This window comes from Streptomyces sp. NPDC007875 (assembly GCF_042868035.1).
Taxonomy (GTDB): domain Bacteria; phylum Actinomycetota; class Actinomycetes; order Streptomycetales; family Streptomycetaceae; genus Streptomyces; species Streptomyces antimycoticus.
The window spans coordinates 515,902-533,718 of record NZ_JBIADZ010000002.1; the positions used below are offsets into that span (position 1 = coordinate 515,902).

General features: G+C 69.7%; 18 protein-coding genes and 1 pseudogene. 7 read left to right on the forward strand and 12 right to left on the reverse strand.

Annotation, left to right across the window (positions count from 1 at the left end; all coding sequences use genetic code 11):
* Positions 1-50: 50 nt before the first annotated feature.
* Positions 51-809, forward strand: a complete 759-nt coding sequence (locus tag ACFYOY_RS06050) for a sulfite exporter TauE/SafE family protein (RefSeq protein ID WP_351883403.1) — start codon at positions 51-53, stop codon at positions 807-809.
* A gap of 52 nt (positions 810-861) precedes the next feature.
* On the opposite strand, the gene ACFYOY_RS06055 is transcribed toward ACFYOY_RS06050, so the two are convergent.
* Positions 862-1,218 (reverse strand): DUF5335 family protein, encoded by a 357-nt coding sequence (locus ACFYOY_RS06055; protein WP_211124537.1) that lies wholly within the window; start codon positions 1,216-1,218, stop codon positions 862-864.
* A gap of 243 nt (positions 1,219-1,461) precedes the next feature.
* Here ACFYOY_RS06055 and ACFYOY_RS06060 point away from each other — a divergent pair, with 243 nt between their 5' ends.
* A complete protein-coding gene (locus ACFYOY_RS06060) occupies positions 1,462-1,920 on the forward strand; it encodes a nuclear transport factor 2 family protein (RefSeq protein WP_351883401.1) in 459 nt (152 codons plus the stop codon).
* A gap of 49 nt (positions 1,921-1,969) precedes the next feature.
* Here the strand turns inward: ACFYOY_RS06060 and ACFYOY_RS06065 are convergent, their stop codons facing one another.
* Together ACFYOY_RS06065 and ACFYOY_RS06070 are read right to left on the reverse strand one after the other, a co-directional pair.
* Positions 1,970-2,524: an NUDIX domain-containing protein gene (locus ACFYOY_RS06065; protein ID WP_351883399.1), complete on the reverse strand. Its 555-nt coding sequence runs from the start codon at positions 2,522-2,524 to the stop codon at positions 1,970-1,972.
* A 27-nt stretch (positions 2,525-2,551) separates the two neighbouring features.
* Entirely contained in the window at positions 2,552-3,496 is a 945-nt protein-coding gene (locus tag ACFYOY_RS06070; protein WP_388585090.1) for a serine hydrolase, read from the reverse strand.
* A 362-nt stretch (positions 3,497-3,858) separates the two neighbouring features.
* Here ACFYOY_RS06070 and ACFYOY_RS06075 point away from each other — a divergent pair, with 362 nt between their 5' ends.
* The 3 genes from ACFYOY_RS06075 (at position 3,859) to ACFYOY_RS06085 (ending at position 6,003) form a co-directional block, all read left to right on the forward strand.
* Positions 3,859-4,491, forward strand: a complete 633-nt coding sequence (locus ACFYOY_RS06075; protein WP_351883396.1) for a DUF4232 domain-containing protein — start codon at positions 3,859-3,861, stop codon at positions 4,489-4,491.
* A gap of 296 nt (positions 4,492-4,787) precedes the next feature.
* A complete protein-coding gene (locus ACFYOY_RS06080; protein ID WP_351883394.1) occupies positions 4,788-5,513 on the forward strand; it encodes a DUF899 domain-containing protein in 726 nt (241 codons plus the stop codon).
* A gap of 22 nt (positions 5,514-5,535) precedes the next feature.
* Positions 5,536-6,003 carry a GNAT family N-acetyltransferase gene (locus ACFYOY_RS06085; RefSeq protein ID WP_388585094.1) on the forward strand — a complete coding sequence of 156 codons (468 nt, stop codon included), beginning with the start codon at positions 5,536-5,538 and terminating at the stop codon, positions 6,001-6,003.
* Between the two features lie 64 nt (positions 6,004-6,067).
* On the opposite strand, the gene ACFYOY_RS06090 is transcribed toward ACFYOY_RS06085, so the two are convergent.
* From ACFYOY_RS06090 to ACFYOY_RS06105, 4 genes are all read right to left on the reverse strand, one after another.
* Positions 6,068-7,321, reverse strand: a complete 1,254-nt coding sequence (locus tag ACFYOY_RS06090; protein ID WP_388585097.1) for a response regulator — start codon at positions 7,319-7,321, stop codon at positions 6,068-6,070.
* A gap of 5 nt (positions 7,322-7,326) precedes the next feature.
* Positions 7,327-9,525 (reverse strand): MMPL family transporter, encoded by a 2,199-nt coding sequence (locus ACFYOY_RS06095; RefSeq protein ID WP_388585100.1) that lies wholly within the window; start codon positions 9,523-9,525, stop codon positions 7,327-7,329.
* Between the two features lie 189 nt (positions 9,526-9,714).
* Positions 9,715-10,461, reverse strand: a complete 747-nt coding sequence (locus tag ACFYOY_RS06100) for a VCBS repeat-containing protein (protein WP_351883388.1) — start codon at positions 10,459-10,461, stop codon at positions 9,715-9,717.
* Positions 10,462-10,623: 162 nt separating this feature from the next.
* Positions 10,624-11,307 carry a DUF4232 domain-containing protein gene (locus ACFYOY_RS06105; RefSeq protein ID WP_351883386.1) on the reverse strand — a complete coding sequence of 228 codons (684 nt, stop codon included), beginning with the start codon at positions 11,305-11,307 and terminating at the stop codon, positions 10,624-10,626.
* A gap of 177 nt (positions 11,308-11,484) precedes the next feature.
* Here ACFYOY_RS06105 and ACFYOY_RS06110 point away from each other — a divergent pair, with 177 nt between their 5' ends.
* A complete protein-coding gene (locus ACFYOY_RS06110; RefSeq protein WP_388585104.1) occupies positions 11,485-12,027 on the forward strand; it encodes a DUF1707 domain-containing protein in 543 nt (180 codons plus the stop codon).
* Between the two features lie 101 nt (positions 12,028-12,128).
* On the opposite strand, the pseudogene ACFYOY_RS06115 reads toward ACFYOY_RS06110, so the two are convergent.
* The 4 genes and pseudogenes from ACFYOY_RS06115 to ACFYOY_RS06130 all read right to left on the reverse strand — a co-directional run.
* A pseudogene (locus ACFYOY_RS06115) lies at positions 12,129-12,311 on the reverse strand (amino acid transporter); the annotation flags it as partial.
* Between the two features lie 149 nt (positions 12,312-12,460).
* Positions 12,461-13,252, reverse strand: coding sequence for an ABC transporter permease (locus ACFYOY_RS06120; protein ID WP_119990243.1), 792 nt, complete (start codon positions 13,250-13,252; stop codon positions 12,461-12,463).
* On the reverse strand, positions 13,249-14,211 hold the full coding sequence (locus tag ACFYOY_RS06125; RefSeq protein WP_388585107.1) for an ATP-binding cassette domain-containing protein: 963 nt from the start codon (positions 14,209-14,211) through the stop codon (positions 13,249-13,251). Before ACFYOY_RS06125 ends, ACFYOY_RS06120 begins: the two co-directional genes overlap by 4 nt.
* Positions 14,212-14,254: 43 nt before the next feature.
* Complete coding sequence (locus ACFYOY_RS06130) at positions 14,255-14,917, reverse strand: DUF4097 family beta strand repeat-containing protein (protein WP_351883379.1); 663 nt, start codon at positions 14,915-14,917, stop codon at positions 14,255-14,257.
* Between the two features lie 222 nt (positions 14,918-15,139).
* Between ACFYOY_RS06130 and ACFYOY_RS06135 the strand changes: the two genes are divergently transcribed.
* On the forward strand, positions 15,140-15,925 hold the full coding sequence (locus ACFYOY_RS06135) for a helix-turn-helix domain-containing protein (RefSeq protein ID WP_351883377.1): 786 nt from the start codon (positions 15,140-15,142) through the stop codon (positions 15,923-15,925).
* 340 nt (positions 15,926-16,265) lie between these two features.
* On the opposite strand, the gene ACFYOY_RS06140 is transcribed toward ACFYOY_RS06135, so the two are convergent.
* On the reverse strand, positions 16,266-17,504 hold the full coding sequence (locus ACFYOY_RS06140; RefSeq protein WP_351883375.1) for a PP2C family protein-serine/threonine phosphatase: 1,239 nt from the start codon (positions 17,502-17,504) through the stop codon (positions 16,266-16,268).
* Between the last annotated feature and the right edge of the window lie 313 nt (positions 17,505-17,817).

Here is a 17,817-nt window from a genome sequence, read left to right on the forward strand (position 1 = left end):
CAAACGCACACGCACAACGCGCAGGACACAGCCACAGGGGTGGGGAACGGATGGGCATCGACTCGGCGGCGCTGCTGGTGTCGGCCGGGGTGGCCTCCGGGCTCGCCGGTTCGATCGCGGGGCTGGCCTCGCTGTTCAGCTATCCGGCGCTGCTCGCGGTGGGCCTGCCGCCGGTGGCCGCCAATGTGACCAACACGGTGGCCCTGTTCTCCAACACCGTCGGCACCGCGGCGGGATCCCGCGCCGAACTCCGCGGCCAGCGCGACCGCCTCCTCCGGCTCGGTGTCATCGCGGCGCTGGGCGGCGCGGTCGGGGCCGCCCTGCTGCTGGGAACCCCGTCCTCCGCCTTCGAGGCCGTCGTACCGTGGCTGATCGCCCTCGGCTCGGTGCTGATCCTGGTCCGCGATCCGCTCCGCCGACTCGTGGCCTCCCGCTCACGCTCCCTCGCCCACACCGCCCGGCCCACCCTCCCGCTCGCCTGCGCGGTCCTGCTGGTCGGTCTGTACGGCGGCTACTTCGGCGCGGCCTCGGGCGTCCTGATGCTGGCGGTGCTCTCGCTCTCCGCCACGGAGCCCCTCCCGGTCACCAACGCCGTCAAGAACATCGCGACCGGCGCGGCCAATGTGACGGCGGCCGTCGCCTACGTCGCCGTCGCCCCCGTGAACTGGGCCGCCGCCGTATCCCTCGGCCTCGGCGCACTCCTCGGCAGCTGGCTCGGCCCCCTGGTCGTCCGCCGCCTGCCCGAAACCCCGCTCCGGATTGCCATAGCCCTCGGCGGCCTGGGCCTGGCCATCTCCCTGTGGCACTAGGCGGCGCCCTCTTGACGTACGCCAGACGAGACGGCGGAGCGCCCCTCACCGCTTACGTCCCGGACTCCTCCGGGTAGAAGGTGATCAAGGTGGTGCTGCCGTCCGGCGCGACGACGCGGACAGCCGCCTCCGGGATGTCCTCCGTAGCCACATCGACCTCGGTGGGGTGCCACACCATGTGCCGCAGCACCACCGGATACCGCGGCGACTTCCCGCCGACGGCACCGATCACCGTGTCGTCCTTCGGGTCGTAGCTGAGGGAGGAGAAGGGCAGCCGCTCGGCCTCGTACTGATGCCCGACCGACGGGTCCAGCACCTCGATGGTGGCGAGTTCCCCCTCGTGCTCGGCCGTGACCTGATCGAGCGTGGTCCGCCACTCCCCGCGATCGAACGTTGTGGAACCGGCCATCGTCGATCCTCCCTCCGCTACTCCAGCCTGCTGTGCCGACCCGTCCCACGGTGGCCGCCACCGCCCCGGGCCGCCACGTCCACCCGGGTCGAATCGATCCAGCCGGGCTTGACCTCCCTGGACACATCAGTCGGCCGCACCCCGTTCCACGGCGGGCATTACCTGGGACGTAATCGCACCGCGCCGCGGCCCCCGGCAGCATGGTGATCGCTTCCCGCAAGGTTTCCGATCGGAGGGATCACCATGTCCTTGGCCGCACCCACGACCACCCGCGCCCTGGTGGCGGAACTGCTGCGCCGCATCGGTGAGGGTGACCCCGAGCGCATTGCCGAGCTGTATGCCGAGCGCAGCGACTGGAAGCTGGACTGGCCGGAGGCCGAGCACGGCCGCGCCGCCACCCCGTGGATTCGCCACCGCTCCACCCGCGCGGACGTGGTCGCCCACTTCCGGGAGCTGGCCCACCACCATGTGCCCGAGCAGGCGGCCACCGAGGTCGAGCGCATCCTCGTCGACGGTGACGACGCGGTCGTGCTGGGCGAGATCCGCCAGACCGCCCGGGCCACCGGACGCGCCTACCGTGCGCGGTTCGCCCTGCATCTCACCCTCGAAGGCGGCCTCGTCACCCGGCACCACGTCTACGAGGACAGCCTCGGCGTAGCCCAGGCGTTCAGCACCCCGCCGGGCACGACACAGGGCGCTTGACCGATGTGCCGTGCCCCTGTCGTCCTCTTTGGGATCAGCGCCTTTGAGGTCAGCGCGCGAGCAGGGGCTCCACCCGGGACAGCGTGTCCAGGACATTGGCCTCGGTGATCGCCATCCGCGCCTCGTCCGGCGTCAGCCAGCGCAGCGGCGCGTCCGGGTTCTCCGGCCGTACCGCCTCGGGAACGCTGGTGGCCAGCACATAGCGCACATCGGCGTGTTCATGCGCCGGCTCCCGGCTGTTCGCGGGGACCGGGACGATCACCAGATGCCGTACGTCCGCGTCCGGCCACGGGGCCAGGTCGAGCAGCCCCGTCTCCTCCTGCCCCTCCCGCAGGGCGATGTCGAGCGGGTCGTACTCGCCCGGGTCGCCATGCCCGCCGACCAGCAGCCACGACTGGTGGCGCTGGTGCCAGCGCAGCAGCACACGGCCGCTGTCGGGGTGCACGATCAGGGCGGATGCGGTGATGTGGAGGGGGTTGGACCGGTCCCAGGGGGCGCCCGCCTCGACAACGCCGAGCACCCGCTCGAGGTCGACGCATTCCGCGGTGGTCTTCGGCCGGTAGCCCGTAAGGACATGGGTAACTGCGTGGTCGGCTGTGGCCATGCGCCGGATCCTAACGACGCGGGGCGCCTACGGCGCGGGGTTTTTGTCACACCGGGCGCGGTCCCGCCGTGGCGAGCCCGCCATGCGGGAGCCCCAGGCCGTCGGCCCGGGGCTCTGTGGGGTGACACGGGACGGACGCGACGGACCGGCGCGTGGCCGTGGCGCTACTTGCAGGCCGCCGTGTCCACCAGGCCCATGACGTGCTGCATGACCTTCGGGAGTTCGGACTGGAGCTGTCCGGCGGCCCGGGCCTTGGAGGGGTCCAGCTTGGTGATGCCGGCGAGCTCGGCTCCGGCCTGGGCGGTGTCGTAGCCCTTGGGGTGGGGCCCGCGCGGTGTCCAGGAGTTCGCGGGCTTCGGTGTAGGTGTTGCGGGCGGTGAAGGCGTTGGGCTCCATGAAGCGGACGAAGTCGGGGAGGCCGGAGGTGTGCTGGAGGAGCTGCCGGACGGTGATCTTGTTGCCGTCGATGCCCTCGCCGCGGACCAGGCCGGGCAGATAGGTCTCGATGGGGGCGTCCAGCTTGACCTTGCCCTCGCCGACCAGTTGGAGCACGACCGCCGAGACGAACGCCTTGGTGTTGCTGCCCGCGCGTACTCGCCCGTTGACCGGCACGTCCTCGCCCGTCGTGAGGTCGCCGACCCTGGCGGTGTAGTCGCGGACCTGCCCGTCACCGTTGTCGACGGCGGCCAGCGCGGCGGTGAAGCCGTCCTCGCGCACCAGGCTGTCGGCGGCCTTCTGCACGGGCTGCAGTCCGGCCGCATAGGTTTCGTAGTTGTCGCCGTACGCGGCCGTTGCGTCGTTGTGCACGGCGGCCTTGCGTGTCGCGTCCTGCGTCCCGGCGTACGCGAGCGGGCCCCCCACGGCGAGGCTGCCGAGGACCGCCATGGCGGCGACCATGGACCGTGCCGACCGCCGCTTCGACGGGGTGGAGGTGCTGGTGCGGGCGGTGGAGTTGCTGCGGCGAGTGAACACGGGGGCTCCTTGAGGCCATCGGGCCTGTGCGGTGTGTGGCGTGTGCCGGTCCGGGTGAGTGCGGTGAGTGCTCCCTGAGCCTCTCGCGCCACGATCTTCGGATCGATGAGGTCAGGCGGCGGATGCATGGTGGTGCCGGCGACACCCTCCCGATCAAGAAACCGTCACCCGGGCCCGTCGGCAACGTGCCCGGGACCGCACACGGAGGGCACAACGCCCCATAGGGGTCAGGACGACAAAGCGCGAGGTCACAGCGTTTTCAGCCCGTTAACAGGACGTTAGTTGATCGTCAGCGGAGCCGGACAGACTTGTTGTCATGGCCCCGAGGGACGGGGACAACGCTCACGACAACTGAGGGACTCATGCCGCACCGCATCACTCTTCGTCACGCTCGCAAGGTCGCCGCCGCCGCGGTCGTCGCTGTCGCCGCGTTCGGTCTGACCGCGTGCCAGGACAATGCGGACGCCAGCGGCGACTCGTCCTCCGCGGCCTCGTCCAGCTCCGGCGGTTCGGACTCCTCCGCCTCGGGTTCCTCCGACTCGGGTTCGTCGGGTTCCTCCGGTTCGGGCTCTTCGGGCTCCGGTGGGGGCGGCAACGCCGGTTCCGATGCCTGCGCGACCTCGCAGCTCGCGTTCCGCAGCACCCACGGCATGGGTGAGGGCACCCTGATCGTCGACCTCAAGAACACCGGCTCGGCGACCTGCACGCTCCAGGGCTTCCCCGGCGTCGACCTGAAGAGCAAGAACGGCACCCTGAGCGCCAAGCGCAGCGACCTCGCGGCGCCGAAGACGAGCGTCAAGCCGGGCGAGGAGACCCGCTTCACGCTCCACTACCCGCCGAACACCTCCGGTGGCTCCGGCGAGACCTTCACCACGCTCGTCGTCACCCCGCCCAACGAGACCCACTCGCACTCCCTGCCCGTCAGCATCAACGTCCCCGTCTCCGACGGCTCCGACTCCGCCATCAAGGTGGACCCCGTCGGCACCGGCAAGTAGGCAGGCCCACCGCCGTAGGGTTCGACAACAGCGACAACAACGGACAGCAAAGCAACCCCGGGCCGCTGGCCTGGGGCTTTGCTATGAGCGCCGAGGCTGTCCGTCGGAAGACGCGGCGGAGCCATGCACCCGACCGATATCGATCGTACGTTTGATTTCCAGCGCACCGGCGTGCGCCCCCGCCGGTGACGGCTGACCCTGGAGGGTGGACGCGGGGAGCCTGCTGAGCAGCGCCCGGCTCACGTTCCCCTGGCCCAGCGCAGGAGCTCGGACGGAACTGGAAGGTGAACGTCACGATGAAGACACCTCCGATCGTCTCGTCGCAGGAGTGGGAGGCCGCGCGCCGGCAGCTGCTCGGGGAGGAGAAGCAGCTGACCCGCGCCCGTGACGCACTGGCCGCCAAGCGTCGGCGGATGCCGTGGCTGGCGGTGGAGAAGGAGTACGCGTTCGAGGGTCCCGAGGGCCGGGTGAGTCTGCTCGACCTGTTCCGGGGGCGTCGTCAGCTGATCGTCTACCGCGCCTTCTTCGAGCCCGTCGTCTACGGCTGGCCCGACCACGCCTGCCGCGGCTGCTCCATGGTCGCCGACCACGTGGGCAACCTCGCTCATCTCAACGCCCGCGATACCACCCTCGTCTTCGCCTCGCGCGCGCCGCAGCCGGAGATCGAGCAGGTGAAGGCGCGGATGGGCTGGACGATGCCCTGGTACACGATCACCGACGACTTCGACGCCGACTTCGGTGTGGACGAGTGGCACGGCACGAACGCGTTCATCCGCGATGGCGACCGCGTATTTCGCACCTACTTCATCAACGCCCGCGGTGACGAGGCGCTGGGGAGCACCTGGAGCTACCTCGACATGACGGCGCTCGGGCGGCAGGAGGAGTGGGAGGACTCGCCGAAGGACTACCCCCAAACCCCGCCGTACGAATGGTGGAACTGGCACGACGCGTACGACGACGCTGCGCCGGCGCCGGAGTGGGTGGCCCAGACCCGACGAGGCACCCAGGCCCAGCCGGGCTGAGCCGTGCGCCAAACTGTGGGGCATGGACGACCGCATTCGCCCCGCGACCGCAGCCGACGTTGACGCGGTAAGGGCCGTCACCGACGCGGCATACCGCCCCTACGTCGCCCGGATCGGCCTCCGCCCCGCGCCCATGGACGCGGACCACGCGGCCGGCATCGCGGCGGGGCGCGTCTTTGTCACCGGCGACCCGGTCGTGGGGGTACTGGTCTTGGTGGCCGAGCCCGACCATCTCGTCCTGGAGAGCATCGCCGTACATCCGGACGCGCACCGACAGGGCTTGGGCAGGCGCCTGCTCGCCTTCGCCGACCTGCACGCCCGCGCTCTCGGCCTCCCGGAGATCCGGCTCTACACCAACGCCGACATGTGGGAGAACCAGGAGATCTACCCGAGGTACGGGTACGAGGTGACCGAGCGCCGCCAGGACGGCGCGTACGACCGGATCCACTACCGGAAGCGCATTTCCGAGGCAACGCCCGACGAGCGGTGAGGGGCCCACTGCCGCTGGGGCCGCGAGGGAACAAGGCCGGCGACCACGAGTGGCCCGTACGCCGCTAAGGCCGTTGCAGAAGCCCCCGCTCCATGGCCACCACCACCGCCCTCGTCCGGTCGTTCACATCGAGCTTGGCGAACAGGCGCAGCAGATGCGTCTTCACCGTGGCTTCGGCGATCACGAGGCGCCGTCCGATCTCGGCGTTGGTGAGACCGTCCGCCACGGCGCCCAGGACCTCGGTCTCGCGGTCGGTCAGCGGCTCCTGAACGGGCCGCCGCATCCGCGCGACCAGCTTCTCGGCGACCCGGGGAGCGAGCACCGTCTCGCCCCGCGCCGCCGCGTGGATGGCGTCGACGAGTTGCTCACGGGTGGTGTCCTTGAGCAGATAGCCGATGGCACCGGCCTCCACTCCGCGCTCGATCTCCGCGTCGGTGTCGTACGTCGTCAGGATCAGCACCCGCGTACGCGGATACCGGGCGACGATCTCGGCCGTCGTCGCCACCCCGTCGAGCACGGGCATCCGCAAATCGACCAGCGCCACGTCGGGGTCGTACCGCTCGACCAGATCGAGCGCCGCGCGTCCGTCGCCCGCCGACCGCAGTTGCTGGGCGCTGGTCGCCGGATCGTGGTGAATGCCGGCCTGGGCCGCCTCCGCGAGCACGATGATCGACGCGAAGCCCTGCGCGAGCGTGTCGTGGATGTCGCGTGCCATGCGTTCCCGTTCGTCCGCCGCGCCCTGTCGCTGGTGAGCCTCGGACAGCTGCGCCTGCGTCCGCTCCAACTCCTCGATCAGCCGCGCCCGTTCACTGCTCTGCGCGACGACCGAGTGCGCCCACAGGCCGATCAGTACGCCCACCGCGACCACGATGAGGGTGGACATCAGCGTCTCGCCGAAGAACTCCGCCGACCAGCCCTGCCGGACCAGACTCCCGGCCAGCGTGGCACCGGTGGCCAGCCCGAGGAACCCCATCGAGGCCCGCGGAGTGCGCCCGAACATCCAGTAGTGCGGCAGCGTCACCATGAACAGCGCCGCATAGCTGCTGCCCAGGTAGGCCAGTCCGCCGAGCGCGAGCACGAGCACCGAGAGGTAGCCCCGAGGACGTACGACAGGATTCCCCGGGAAGCGGTCGAGCACCGCGTAGCACAGCACCACGCAGCCCAGAAGCGCGATCGCCTGGTACTTGCTCCCCCCGGCCGGAGCCGTCGTCACCAGCCCGACGGCCATCGCGGCGAACAGGACCCAGCACACGGCGTTCCACCGGCGCAGCGAAGTGGCCCAGAAGGCGTCGGCCAAGGGGCTGGCGAGAGCGGTCATACCGATCAACGTACGTCGACCACCGGTCGCCCGTCGGCCGGGTGAGCCGACGCCGCCGCCGTTCGCCCCGCCGTCCGCGAGGGCCACCAGCTCGCCTCACCGAGCAGCAGCATCGCCGCCGGCAGGACCATGATCCGGACGATGAAGGCATCGAGCAGCACGGCCGCCGCGAGGACGAAGCCGATCTGCTTCATCTCGATGATGTGCAGGAAGACGAAACTCACGAAGACGGTCGTCATCACCACAGCCGCACTCGTCACCACACTCGCCGACCTGCGGATTCCCTCGAGCACGGCCTGCCGCGTGGACACGCCGGCGAGGACGGCCTCCCTGATCCGGCTCACCACGAACACCTGGTAGTCCATCGAGAGGCCGAAGAGGATCACGAAGAGGAACAGCGGTACACGCGATCCGATCGAACCCGTGGAGTGGAAGTCCAACAGCCCCTCGGCCCAGGTCCCCTGGAAGACCAGGACGAGCAGTCCGAGCGCCGCCGCCGCGGACAGCAGATTCAGTACGACACCGATCAGGCCCAGCACCACCGAGCGGAACGCGTACGTCGTCATCGCGAAGGTCACCAGCAACAACGCGCCGAGGACCAGCGGGAGTTTGCCGTTCTGGTGAGCGGGATAGTCGGCGTACCGGGCGACGTCCCCGCTCACTCCGAACTCCGCCCCCTCGACCCGGCCGACGGTGGCGGGCAGGGAGTCCTCACGCAGGTGGTCGAGGGAGTCGTACGCCTGGTCGGAGTTGCCCAGGTACGGCACCTTCAGCTCGAGCACACTGATCCGGTGGTCGGCGGAGGTCCGGATGCGTGAGGCGCCGGCGAACAGCGGGTCGGCGTCGGCGCGCCGGGCCAGCTCGCGCAGCGCCCCGCCGACCTCGCCGGAGCGCTCGGCGTCGGCCCGTACGACGACCTGGTGGGTGACCCGTTGCTCCGGGAACGCCGCGTTGAGCCGGTCGTACACCCGCATGGCGGCGATGTCGCGGGAGTGGGTGTCCCGGCTCATCTCCGTGATCTTCAACCCGGCCAACGGGGTGACGAGCGCGAGCAGGGCAAGAACCGAGACGCACAGGGTGGCCAGCGGATGCCGGCTCGCGGGTCGCAGCAGAGCGGCCCATACGCGGCCACCGCTGTCGCCCCGGGTCCGGCGCACGGGCTTCCCCCGCTCAGCACGGCGCCGCGCCCTGCGCTCCTCCCGCTGTCCGAGCTTGACGAGCATCGCGGGCAGCACCGTCAGCGAACTGGCCACCGCGACCAGGACGACCACGATCGTGCCGGTGGCGAGTGAGGAGAAGATGACGTCGGAGGCGAGATACAGCGTCGCGGTGGAGGCCACGACCGCGAGTCCGGAGATCACGACAGCCCGGCCGGAGGTTGCCGCGGCCATTTCCACCAGCGCTTCGGAGCTCAGCCGGCCGCCCGAGCGGGCGCGCTCCTCGCGCTCCCGCTTGAGGTAGAAGAGCGTGTAGTCGACGCCGACCGCGAGGCCGATCATCAGGATGACGTTCGTGCCGACCCCGGCGTCGGGGGAAACGTGTGAGGCCACCATCGAAAGCCCGACGGCCGCCGCGATGGACGACAGCGCGAGCAGCAGCGGCACCCCCGCCATGGTCACGGATCCGAAGACGACCAACAGGGTGAGCAGAGTGATGGGAAGCGTGATCTTCTCGGAGAGCGCCAGGTCGTCACCGCGCTGCTGGTCGACCCCCTTGCTGATGGAGGGGCTCCCGGTCTCCTCCAGCCGCAGCCCCGGATACGCCTGCCCCACGGCGTCGGTCTGTCCGACCAGCGCCTCGACCTTGTCCTTGGCGTCCCGCTCCTCGCCCTTCAGAGCCACCTCGACCATGAGGATCCGGCGATCCTCGGACAGCAGCGGGTCGGCGACGCCCGCGACCTCGGGCAGCCGCTTCATCCGGGTGGTCAGGTCCCCGGCCGCGGCCTCGGCCGCGTCCCGGTCGAAGGGTCCCGACCGGGAAGAGATCAGCACCTGTTCGGCGGCCCTGCGCTCCAAGCCCCCCTCGACGGCCATCGCCTCCGCCCGCCCGGCCTCGCCGACCCGGTAGTCGGCCGTGGTCGCGCTGTGTGTGCCGACGGCACTGCCGACCCCCAGGCACAGCACCACGAACACCAGCCAGCCGACGATGGCCCGCCAGGGGTGCCGAGCGCTCCAACGCGCCATGCGCACAGTGAATGAGTTCATGGCCAAAAGCGTTGCTGGCCAGCGCAGTTGGCCGACAGAGGTGCCCGGTTGAACTTCCCGTCCACCGATCGGTGGACGAGACAGGGCCAGGTCCCGGGATCGGGACCTGGCCCCGTCGCCGGCCCTGGAGAGTGCGCCGGGCCGCCCGGCGCCGCCGATGCCCGGAGGATCGGCGGCGCCGGGGTGGGGTCAGGAGCAGGGCTTGTAGAAGTGCTTCCAGCCGTCGCCGGGCATCGCCGGCGGCTCGGCCGTGCTGCCGAACTCCCCGTACTTCTCCTGCATCGCGTAGTCGTAGTCCCCCGGGCCGCTGCCCGCGGTCGACAGACGCACGTCCCGATCCAGCTGCCCGTCACCGGCGTTGTTGAGGATCGCGAGGTCCGGGTACGGGTCGTCGCCGTAGTTGGCGATCCGAAGCTGCTGGGCCTCGCCCTGGTCGCCGATGTCGGAGTGCCGGGCGTCGGCGGAGCTCAGGTCCGTCCGTGCGAGCGGGCCGGGGCGGTATTCCGCGACGCGCGCGGTCGAGGGGTCGTCCCCGTCGGCCGGCTCGACGATGTTGACGACCATGCCCAGGGTGCCGTCGTTGCGGAAGTCGGCGACCGCGGCGGTCGCGACCTCCCCCTTCTTCGCGCCGAGAAGTTCGCTGACGGCGTGCTTCTCGCCGAACGAGCCGTCCGCGGCCCCCCACTGGATCGTCATCTTGGTGCCGGTGTGCCCGGGGTTCGAGATCTTGTCCGGGTGGCCGTCGCCGTCGAGATCGCCGACCAGCGTCGTGGCGTCGGCCAGACAAGCGCCCGTCGCCTCGCCGACCTTGCCGGACCGTTCCGCGCCGCCGGAGGGCGACGACCCGGCCGCACTGGCCTGGTAACCGGCGATGGTCAGGGTCAGAGCGACAGCCGCGATCGGGGCGGCGATCAGACGTGACCGTTTGCGAAGCATCTACGAACTCCTAACGTCGTTTCTGCGAAGTGAGAGGGTGGCGACGCCTCGCGTGTGGCGTACCGAAGTTGCCGTGCTACATCGCCGCGATGTCCGAACGGGGAGAGCGGGCGTGCGCCCTCCCCGTCAACCACCTTCACCGGGATGGGGTGGCCCGGCCGATTACTGGTCCGTTCCGCCGAAGGGGACAGCGTCCGCCGGGGAGGTGTGCCAGTTGGTGACGATGGGCTCGTCGACGGTGATGGTGCCGACCGGCAGGGAGACCGGGTTGGCGTCCTCATCACCGACGGCGACGATGATGCTGTCCAGTTCCTTGCCGTTGTTGTCGTTGGTGGTCTTCGGGTTCACCCCGGCATAGGCGGTAGTTCCCCCGCTCAGCGTGACCGCCTCTCCCACGGACTGCTCCGCGGGACCCGCCTCTGTGCCGTCCGACCCGAAGGCCACCGTGGGAAGCGCGGCGGGCAGAACACAGGTGATCCCCGCCTTGGCCTTCGCCATGACCAGGATGTATCCGCCGGCCTGCGACTCGTCCCTGGTGCTCCAGGAAATGTCGTTGGCCCCGCACACCTGCCCGACCTTGCCGCGCTCGCCGTTGCCGGTGTCGGCACCGGAGCCATCCTGAGCGCCCTTGTCCTTCGCGCCGGGGGACTTGGCCGACGAGTCAGCGGCGGTGTCCTTGTCGCCCGCGGCATCGGCCGTGGCCCCGGTCGTGGCCTTGGCGGAGGCAGACGAGTCACTGGACCCACTGCTCGTCTCGTCCGACTGGCAAGCGGTGGCGAACATCGCGGCAGTCACCAGCAGACTGGCACCGGCGAACATACGGACCCGGGGGCGGCTGATAAGCATGGGAAGACCTTCTTCGTCATCAGTGGTGTAGTGCTCCCGGCGACGTTTCGCTCGGTGTGCTACTCACCTTGCCGGTGGCCGCTACCGTTCCATTAGCGCCCCACTAACGAAGCGCTGACGCGATCACAAACCGGCTGACTCACCTGCGTATCGACGGCGCGGCAGTACAGTGCAACGGTGACTTCTCTGCCGGAAGACCCGCCGCTACTGGTCAGCGAAGACGACCGCGACGCGGCCGTGCAGCGCGTGCAGGAGGCGTACGCCGAAGGGCACATCTCGCACGAGGACATGGAGGAACGCCTCCAGCAGGTGCTCACCGCCAAGACACGCAGCGAACTTGTGTCGGCTCTGACGTCGCTCCCGGAGGAGAACGCGGGCACGACGTCCACGATTGCCGCCGCGGGCGGACGGATCAAGCGGCGCGGCGCATGGCAGGTGCCTCGGGTCCTCAAGGTCGCGTCCGCATTCGGCAGGGTGCACCTGGACCTGTCCCGGGCGGTCATCGACCATCCGGTCGTGGACATCGAGCTGCAACTCGGCACCGGCAGGGCCAAGATCACGGTGCCTCGGGAGGCGGTCGTCGACCTCGAGGAGCTGCACACCGGGTGGAAGGACACGCGCTACAAGCCCCGGCAGAGCTCCGGCCGCGGCGGGCCGAGGATCCGGATCTCCGGGACCATGGGATTCGGACGGCTGAAGATCCGCCACGCGCGGCGTTGAGACTCATCCGGCATCAGCCAAGGTGGGTTGGGGAGGTGGCCCTCAGCCGACGTGGGCATGGGGCCGCCGGGCCCGGTCGGGCTCGGCCTCCCGCAGCACTGCAGCACCTCGCCGTGCACGCGCAGCGCCGATTCGACGTCGGACGGGTCGCGGACGGTGACCTCGACGAAGATCAGGTCCTCGTCGTCCGGGATGTCGTTGTCGGCTCGGATCTGCTGGATCTTGTCGCGGTACTCGGCCGCGTCCCGGTGGTCCGGCTCGTTGGCGATGAACCGTATGCGGCGGATCCCACGGCGGCATGCCCCTCACGGCCCTTCCGAGGGCACCCGGCCGACGGCGGGGACGCCGAAGGGGCGGCGTCCGCGACATGGTGTCGGTGGACGCCGCCCCGGGTGGGACGAGGTGCGGGAGATGGCCCGCGGGCTCATGCCGGTTACTTCGGGTCGCGCTTGAACGACGCCGTCGACCAGCGGTAGCCGAGCGCGGTCAGGCCGATGGACCAGGCGAGGGCGAGCCACCCGTTGTGGCCGATCTCGGTGCCGAGCAGCAGACCGCGCAGGGTCTCGATGGCCGGGGTGAACGGCTGGTACTCGGCGATGGGCTGGAACCAGCCCGGGATCGAGTCGATCGGGATGAAGGCGCTGGAGATGAGGGGCAGGAGGATCAGCGGCATCGCGCTGTTGCTGGCGGCTTCGGCGTTCGGGCTGGCCATGCCCATCCCGACCGCGATCCAGGTGAGGGCCAGGGCGAAGAGCACCAGCAGTCCGAACGCCGCGAGCCACTCCAAGGCGGTGGCGTCCGTCGAGCGGAAGCCGATGGCCACGGCGATGGCGCCGACGAGGACCACACTGGCGATGGACTGCATCACGCTGCCGATGACGTGCCCGATGAGCACGGATCCGCGGTGGATGGCCATGGTGCGGAAGCGGGCGACGATCCCCTCGGACATGTCGGTGGCGACGGACACCGCGGCCCCGATGACAGTGGAACCGATGGTCATCAGCAGGATGCCGGGGACGACGTAGGCGATGTAGTCGGAGCGGTCGGCGCCGCTTCCGGCGATGCCCGCGCTCATCGTGTCGCCGAAGAGGTAGACGAAGAGCAGGAGCAGCATGACCGGTGTGAGCAGCAGGTTCAGGGTCAGCGACGGGTAGCGGCGGGCGTGCAGGAGGTTGCGGCGCAGCATCGTGGCCGAGTCGCGGACGGCGAGTGAGAGGGCGCTCATCGGACGGTCTCCTTGGGCTGGTTGTTCTGGGCGGGCACGGTGGAGCCGGTCAGGGCGAAGAACACGTCGTCGAGGTCGGGAGTGTGCACGGTCAGCTCGTCGGCCTCGACGCCGACGGAGTCCAGCCAGTCGAGAAGGGAGCGCAGTTCGCGCTGGCTGCCGTCGCTGGGGATCTGCAGCGACAGCGCCTCGTCGTCCCGTGTCACCTCGCGCAGGGCGACGGAGGCGGACTGGTAGGCGGCCGGGTCGGTGAAGCGCAGCCGCACATGCCCGCCGGGGATGAGCCGCTTCAGCTCGTCGGCGCTTCCCTCGGCGGCGATCTCGCCGTCGCTCAGCACCGCGATGCGGTCGGCGAGTTCATCGGCCTCGTCCAGGTACTGGGTGGTGAGGAAGACGGTGACGCCGTCGGAGACCAACGCGCGGATGATGCCCCACATGTTGTGGCGGCTGCGCGGGTCCAGACCGGTGGTCGGCTCGTCGAGGAAGATGATCCGCGGGCTGCCGACCAGCGTCATGGCGATGTCCAGGCGGCGCTTCATGCCGCCGGAGTAGCTGGCGGCGGGCTTTTTCGCGGCCTCGACCAGGTCGAACCGCTCCAGCAGCTCGGTGGCGACCCGCCGCCCCTCGCGCTTGGGGAGATGCTGCAGGTCCGCCATGAGGAGCATGTTCTCCTCACCGGTGATCAGCCCGTCGACGGCGGAGAACTGCCCGGTGACACCGATCGCGGCCCGCACCGCCTGCGGGTCGGCGGCGAGGTCGTGGCCGGCGACGTGCAGATCGCCGCCGTCGGCGCTGATGAGGGTGGAGAGGATCTTGACGGCGGTGGTCTTGCCGGCGCCGTTCGGGCCGAGCAGGGAGAAGACCGTGCCGGCCGGTACCGCCAGGTCGATGCCGTCGAGGACGACCTTGTCGCCGTAGGACTTGCGCAGCCCGTTCGCCGCGATGGCCAAGCTGGTCATGAGGGGTGCTCCTTCTGGAAGCCGCGGATCGGAGGCTGCGGGGTCAGTGGCTGTGGGCGGCGATGTCGCCCTGGGAGGTGGTCGCGTGGATGTCGAGCTCGGCGGTGCCCGCGTTCTTGAGGCCGTTGCTGATGCGGCCGTAGGAGGTACCGGCGTCCAGGGAGGCCGAGACGCCGGCGGCGGCGGTGACCGAGATGTCGCCCTGCTGGGTGCTCAGCACGACCTTGCCGCGCACGGCCTCGGCGATCCGGATGTCACCCCTTGCGGTGCTGATCTCCGCGGGTCCGTTGAGCCGGCCGACCTCGACGTCGCCGTCGACCGCGGTGAGGCGGACACTCGCGGCCTCATCGATCTTGATCTGGCGGTACGCGCCGTCGAAGGCGATGTCGCCGAGGCGGCCGACGGCCCGGAATTCGGTGCTCGCCGCCTTCGCCTCGACGCGGGAACCGGCGGGCAGTTGGACGGTCACCTCGATGGATCCGGAGGGGCCGAGGTACTGGTTCTTCACCGGGACCTCGATCCGCAGCGCTCCGTCGGCGTATCCGACGGTGGTCTGCTCCGCCGCCTTCACATCGCGGCTCTTCGAGGCGTTGGTGGGCCGGACCTCGACCGCGGTGTCGGCGCGATCGGCGGCGATGATCTGGACGCGCCCCGCGGGGATGTCCAGGACGGCGGCGATCGGGGCGGGGGTCTCGAACTTCGGCATCGTGCTCTCCTTGCGACTCGTTGTTTCTGACATTGGAAAAGCTACGTTGCGTTCATGACATTGGCAACGAGGTTGTTGCATAAAAACTGCGTAGTAGCAGGTGAGACACTAATAATCGTTGCGATGGTCCTGAATCTAATGCAACTTGAGTCCGCCCGAACGTTGCAATGGATTGCGCGTGAACGCTATGCTGGGGCATCGGACAACACGAAGGAGGGCGCGATGCCGGGCGGCAGGCTCACCCAGAAGGACCGTCAGCAGATCGCGCTGGGGCTGGCCGACAACCTCCCCTACGCCGAGATCGCCCGCCGCCTGGAGCGTCCGACCTCGACGATCACGCGTGAGGTGATGCGCAACGGCGGCCCCACCGGCTACCGCGCCGACCTGGCCCACCGCGCCACCGAACGCCGCGCCCACCGGCGCAAGCCCGCCTCGTCCCGGGGGGCGGAGCCGGCCACCCTGCCGCATGGCCGCGACCCCGAGGCCGTGGCCGAGTACGAAGAGCGGTTCACCACCGTCATGATGCAATCGGGCCTGTCCAACAAGATGATGGCGCGGGTGATGGTCTGCCTCCTCACCACCGACTCCGGCAGCATGACCGCCGCCGAACTGGTCCAGCGCCTTCAGGTCAGCCCGGCGTCCATCTCCAAATCGATCACCTTCCTGGAGAGCCAGTCCCTCGTCCGCCGGGAGCGCGACGAACGCCGCCGGGAGCGCTACGTCATCGACGACAACCTCTGGTACCAGTCGATGGCCGCCAGCGTCCGCGCCCTCACCCAGCAGGTCGAGATCTCACGCCAGGGCGTCGGCATCCTCGGCCCCGGCACCCCGGCCGCCATCCGCCTGGAGAACGTCGCCCGCTTCCTCGACTTCGTCGCCGAAAGCCTCGCCCGCGCCACGGAACAGGCCCGCGACATCCTCTACACGAACGCCGAAGCGAACGCCGAGCCGAACGCCGAGCCGACGACCCCGGACAGCCCTGCCGCGCCAAGCCCGGACCGCGCATAGGAGCCGCGGCGAACTGGCGTCTCATTGCGATTGTTGCCGCGACCGGGCCTCGGCATGATGGATGCCGCATGGGATCGGACGGGACGACGTACGCGCTCAGCGGCGGGCTGCCCGACCTCCTTGCGGGCAAGCCCAACGACGGGTTCAGCCTGACCCCCGTCAAGACCGATTGAGCCGACAGCCGTTCCGGTGAGAAGAGCGACGATCGAGCATCTGGCACGGATCTGACACGAGACGCGTAGAGAGATCTGGACAGCAAAGCAGCCCCGGACCGCTGGCCTGGGGCTTTGCGCTGGAGCGGGTGACGGGAATCGAACCCGCGCTCTGAGCTTGGTGCTGCTCATATCGTGACGAGGCGGTTGGTGGTGCCGCCAGACCACTCGACCATGAAGAGCGTCGCGTCGTCGGTGGTGACCCCGCCGCGTTCTCGCATCAGAGTGTGGGACAGGCCGCGCACCATTTCCTGTACGCCTTCTCCCACGCATCCCGCTCGGTCCACGAATTCGAGCATCCGTTCCTCGCCGAACTGCTCTTCGCCGGCACGGTGCTCCTCGATGAGGCCGTCGGTGAAGAAGAGGATCCGGTCGCCGCGGGACAGCAGCTGGTCGTTGATCTGTGGGATGGCGCCGCCGAAGCCGACGGGCAGGGTGCCTGGGCTCTCCAGTGCTTGGACGACGCGGTGGTCGCGGATCAGCAGGGGCGCCGGGTGCCCGGCGTTGACCCATTGCAGATGGCCGGTTCCGATGTCGAGGCGCATCATCTGCGCGGTGACGAAGTGGTCGGGCCCGAACTGCGCGTCGATGGCCGTGTCCATGAACATGTACAGGTCGGCCAGGTCGACGTCGGCGCGTCTGGCGTGCCGGTAGGCGCCGATGGCGACGGTGGCCAGTACGGCGGCGTCCAGCCCGTGGCCCATGGCGTCGATGATCGCTACGTGCAGGATGTCGTCGTTCAGGGCGTAGTCGAAGCTGTCACCCGCGACGTCGTAGGCGGGTTCGAGGATTCCGGCCACTGCCACCTGCGGTGTGACCATGGTCAGCGGGGGCAGCAGCGACCATTGGATCTCCGCCGCCAGCGTCATCGGCTCACGCCGCCGGGCCCGGAAGAATTGGTCGGTGTAGCTGTTCTTGGTGACGAGCATGTCGGCGATCAGGCCGGCGAGGCGCCGCAGCAAGCGCCGGTCGTCGTCGTCGACAGTGCTCAGGGTGACGGCCAGTACCCCTACCACGTCGCTGCCGTCCAGCAGCGGCAGGAACATCCGTACGCCGTCGGCCTGCGGTTGTTCTACTGTCATGCCGCTCAGAAAAGCCCTGCCGGCCTGAGTGTCGTCGATCCGTTCGGGTTCCCCGACCATGAGTCTCAAGCCTGGCAGGGGAGCCAGCAACAGCTGGTCGTAGTCCTGGAGGAGGATGGAGACGTTCCGCCCGCCGATCCTGCTCACTTCCTCGGCGACGAGTGGGGCGATCAGCTGGGGTGGCATCTCGTGCGCCCGGTCCAGCAGCATACCCAGCAGCCGCTCACCGAATCCCTCCGACCGGTCCACTGTGACTTTACGGAAGTCCTGTTCACCGTCTGCCATGGCGACCTCGTCTCGCCGTACCGCCCTCGCGCGGAGGCGGTCCTTGGTGCTGTTCGCCGCACTGTGGCCCTGCTGCCACCGCTCCGCCACTCCAGCATCGCGCACAGGGAAGCCCGCGACACCTGGTGCCAGGCCGCCGGAGCGCGCGACTGGTGCCTGAGGCGGGCGAAGAGCGACGTGCCCACCCCCGCCGGAGGCATCTGCGTACGGCGATCTTCGTCAGAGATCTTCGTCAGAGATCTTCGTCAGAGATCAGTCTGGCCCAGGCGCCGTGGCGTGTCGTACCGGATCGTGCGCCCCGGCGAAGCGCCGG

Excerpts from the sequence above, each read along its gene's own strand:
- ACFYOY_RS06050 (WP_351883403.1), top strand. The coding sequence starts at position 51 with ATGGGCATCGACTCGGCGGCGCTGCTGGTGTCGGCCGGGGTGGCCTCC.
- ACFYOY_RS06055 (WP_211124537.1), bottom strand. The coding sequence starts at position 1,218 with ATGGCCGGTTCCACAACGTTCGATCGCGGGGAGTGGCGGACCACGCTC.
- ACFYOY_RS06060 (WP_351883401.1), top strand. The coding sequence starts at position 1,462 with ATGTCCTTGGCCGCACCCACGACCACCCGCGCCCTGGTGGCGGAACTG.
- ACFYOY_RS06065 (WP_351883399.1), bottom strand. The coding sequence starts at position 2,524 with ATGGCCACAGCCGACCACGCAGTTACCCATGTCCTTACGGGCTACCGG.
- ACFYOY_RS06075 (WP_351883396.1), top strand. The coding sequence starts at position 3,859 with ATGCCGCACCGCATCACTCTTCGTCACGCTCGCAAGGTCGCCGCCGCC.
- ACFYOY_RS06080 (WP_351883394.1), top strand. The coding sequence starts at position 4,788 with ATGAAGACACCTCCGATCGTCTCGTCGCAGGAGTGGGAGGCCGCGCGC.
- ACFYOY_RS06085 (WP_388585094.1), top strand. The coding sequence starts at position 5,536 with ATGGACGACCGCATTCGCCCCGCGACCGCAGCCGACGTTGACGCGGTA.
- ACFYOY_RS06090 (WP_388585097.1), bottom strand. The coding sequence starts at position 7,321 with ATGACCGCTCTCGCCAGCCCCTTGGCCGACGCCTTCTGGGCCACTTCG.
- ACFYOY_RS06095 (WP_388585100.1), bottom strand. The coding sequence starts at position 9,525 with ATGAACTCATTCACTGTGCGCATGGCGCGTTGGAGCGCTCGGCACCCC.
- ACFYOY_RS06100 (WP_351883388.1), bottom strand. The coding sequence starts at position 10,461 with ATGCTTCGCAAACGGTCACGTCTGATCGCCGCCCCGATCGCGGCTGTC.
- ACFYOY_RS06105 (WP_351883386.1), bottom strand. The coding sequence starts at position 11,307 with ATGCTTATCAGCCGCCCCCGGGTCCGTATGTTCGCCGGTGCCAGTCTG.
- ACFYOY_RS06120 (WP_119990243.1), bottom strand. The coding sequence starts at position 13,252 with ATGAGCGCCCTCTCACTCGCCGTCCGCGACTCGGCCACGATGCTGCGC.
- ACFYOY_RS06125 (WP_388585107.1), bottom strand. The coding sequence starts at position 14,211 with ATGACCAGCTTGGCCATCGCGGCGAACGGGCTGCGCAAGTCCTACGGC.
- ACFYOY_RS06130 (WP_351883379.1), bottom strand. The coding sequence starts at position 14,917 with ATGCCGAAGTTCGAGACCCCCGCCCCGATCGCCGCCGTCCTGGACATC.
- ACFYOY_RS06135 (WP_351883377.1), top strand. The coding sequence starts at position 15,140 with ATGCCGGGCGGCAGGCTCACCCAGAAGGACCGTCAGCAGATCGCGCTG.
- ACFYOY_RS06140 (WP_351883375.1), bottom strand. The coding sequence starts at position 17,504 with ATGGCAGACGGTGAACAGGACTTCCGTAAAGTCACAGTGGACCGGTCG.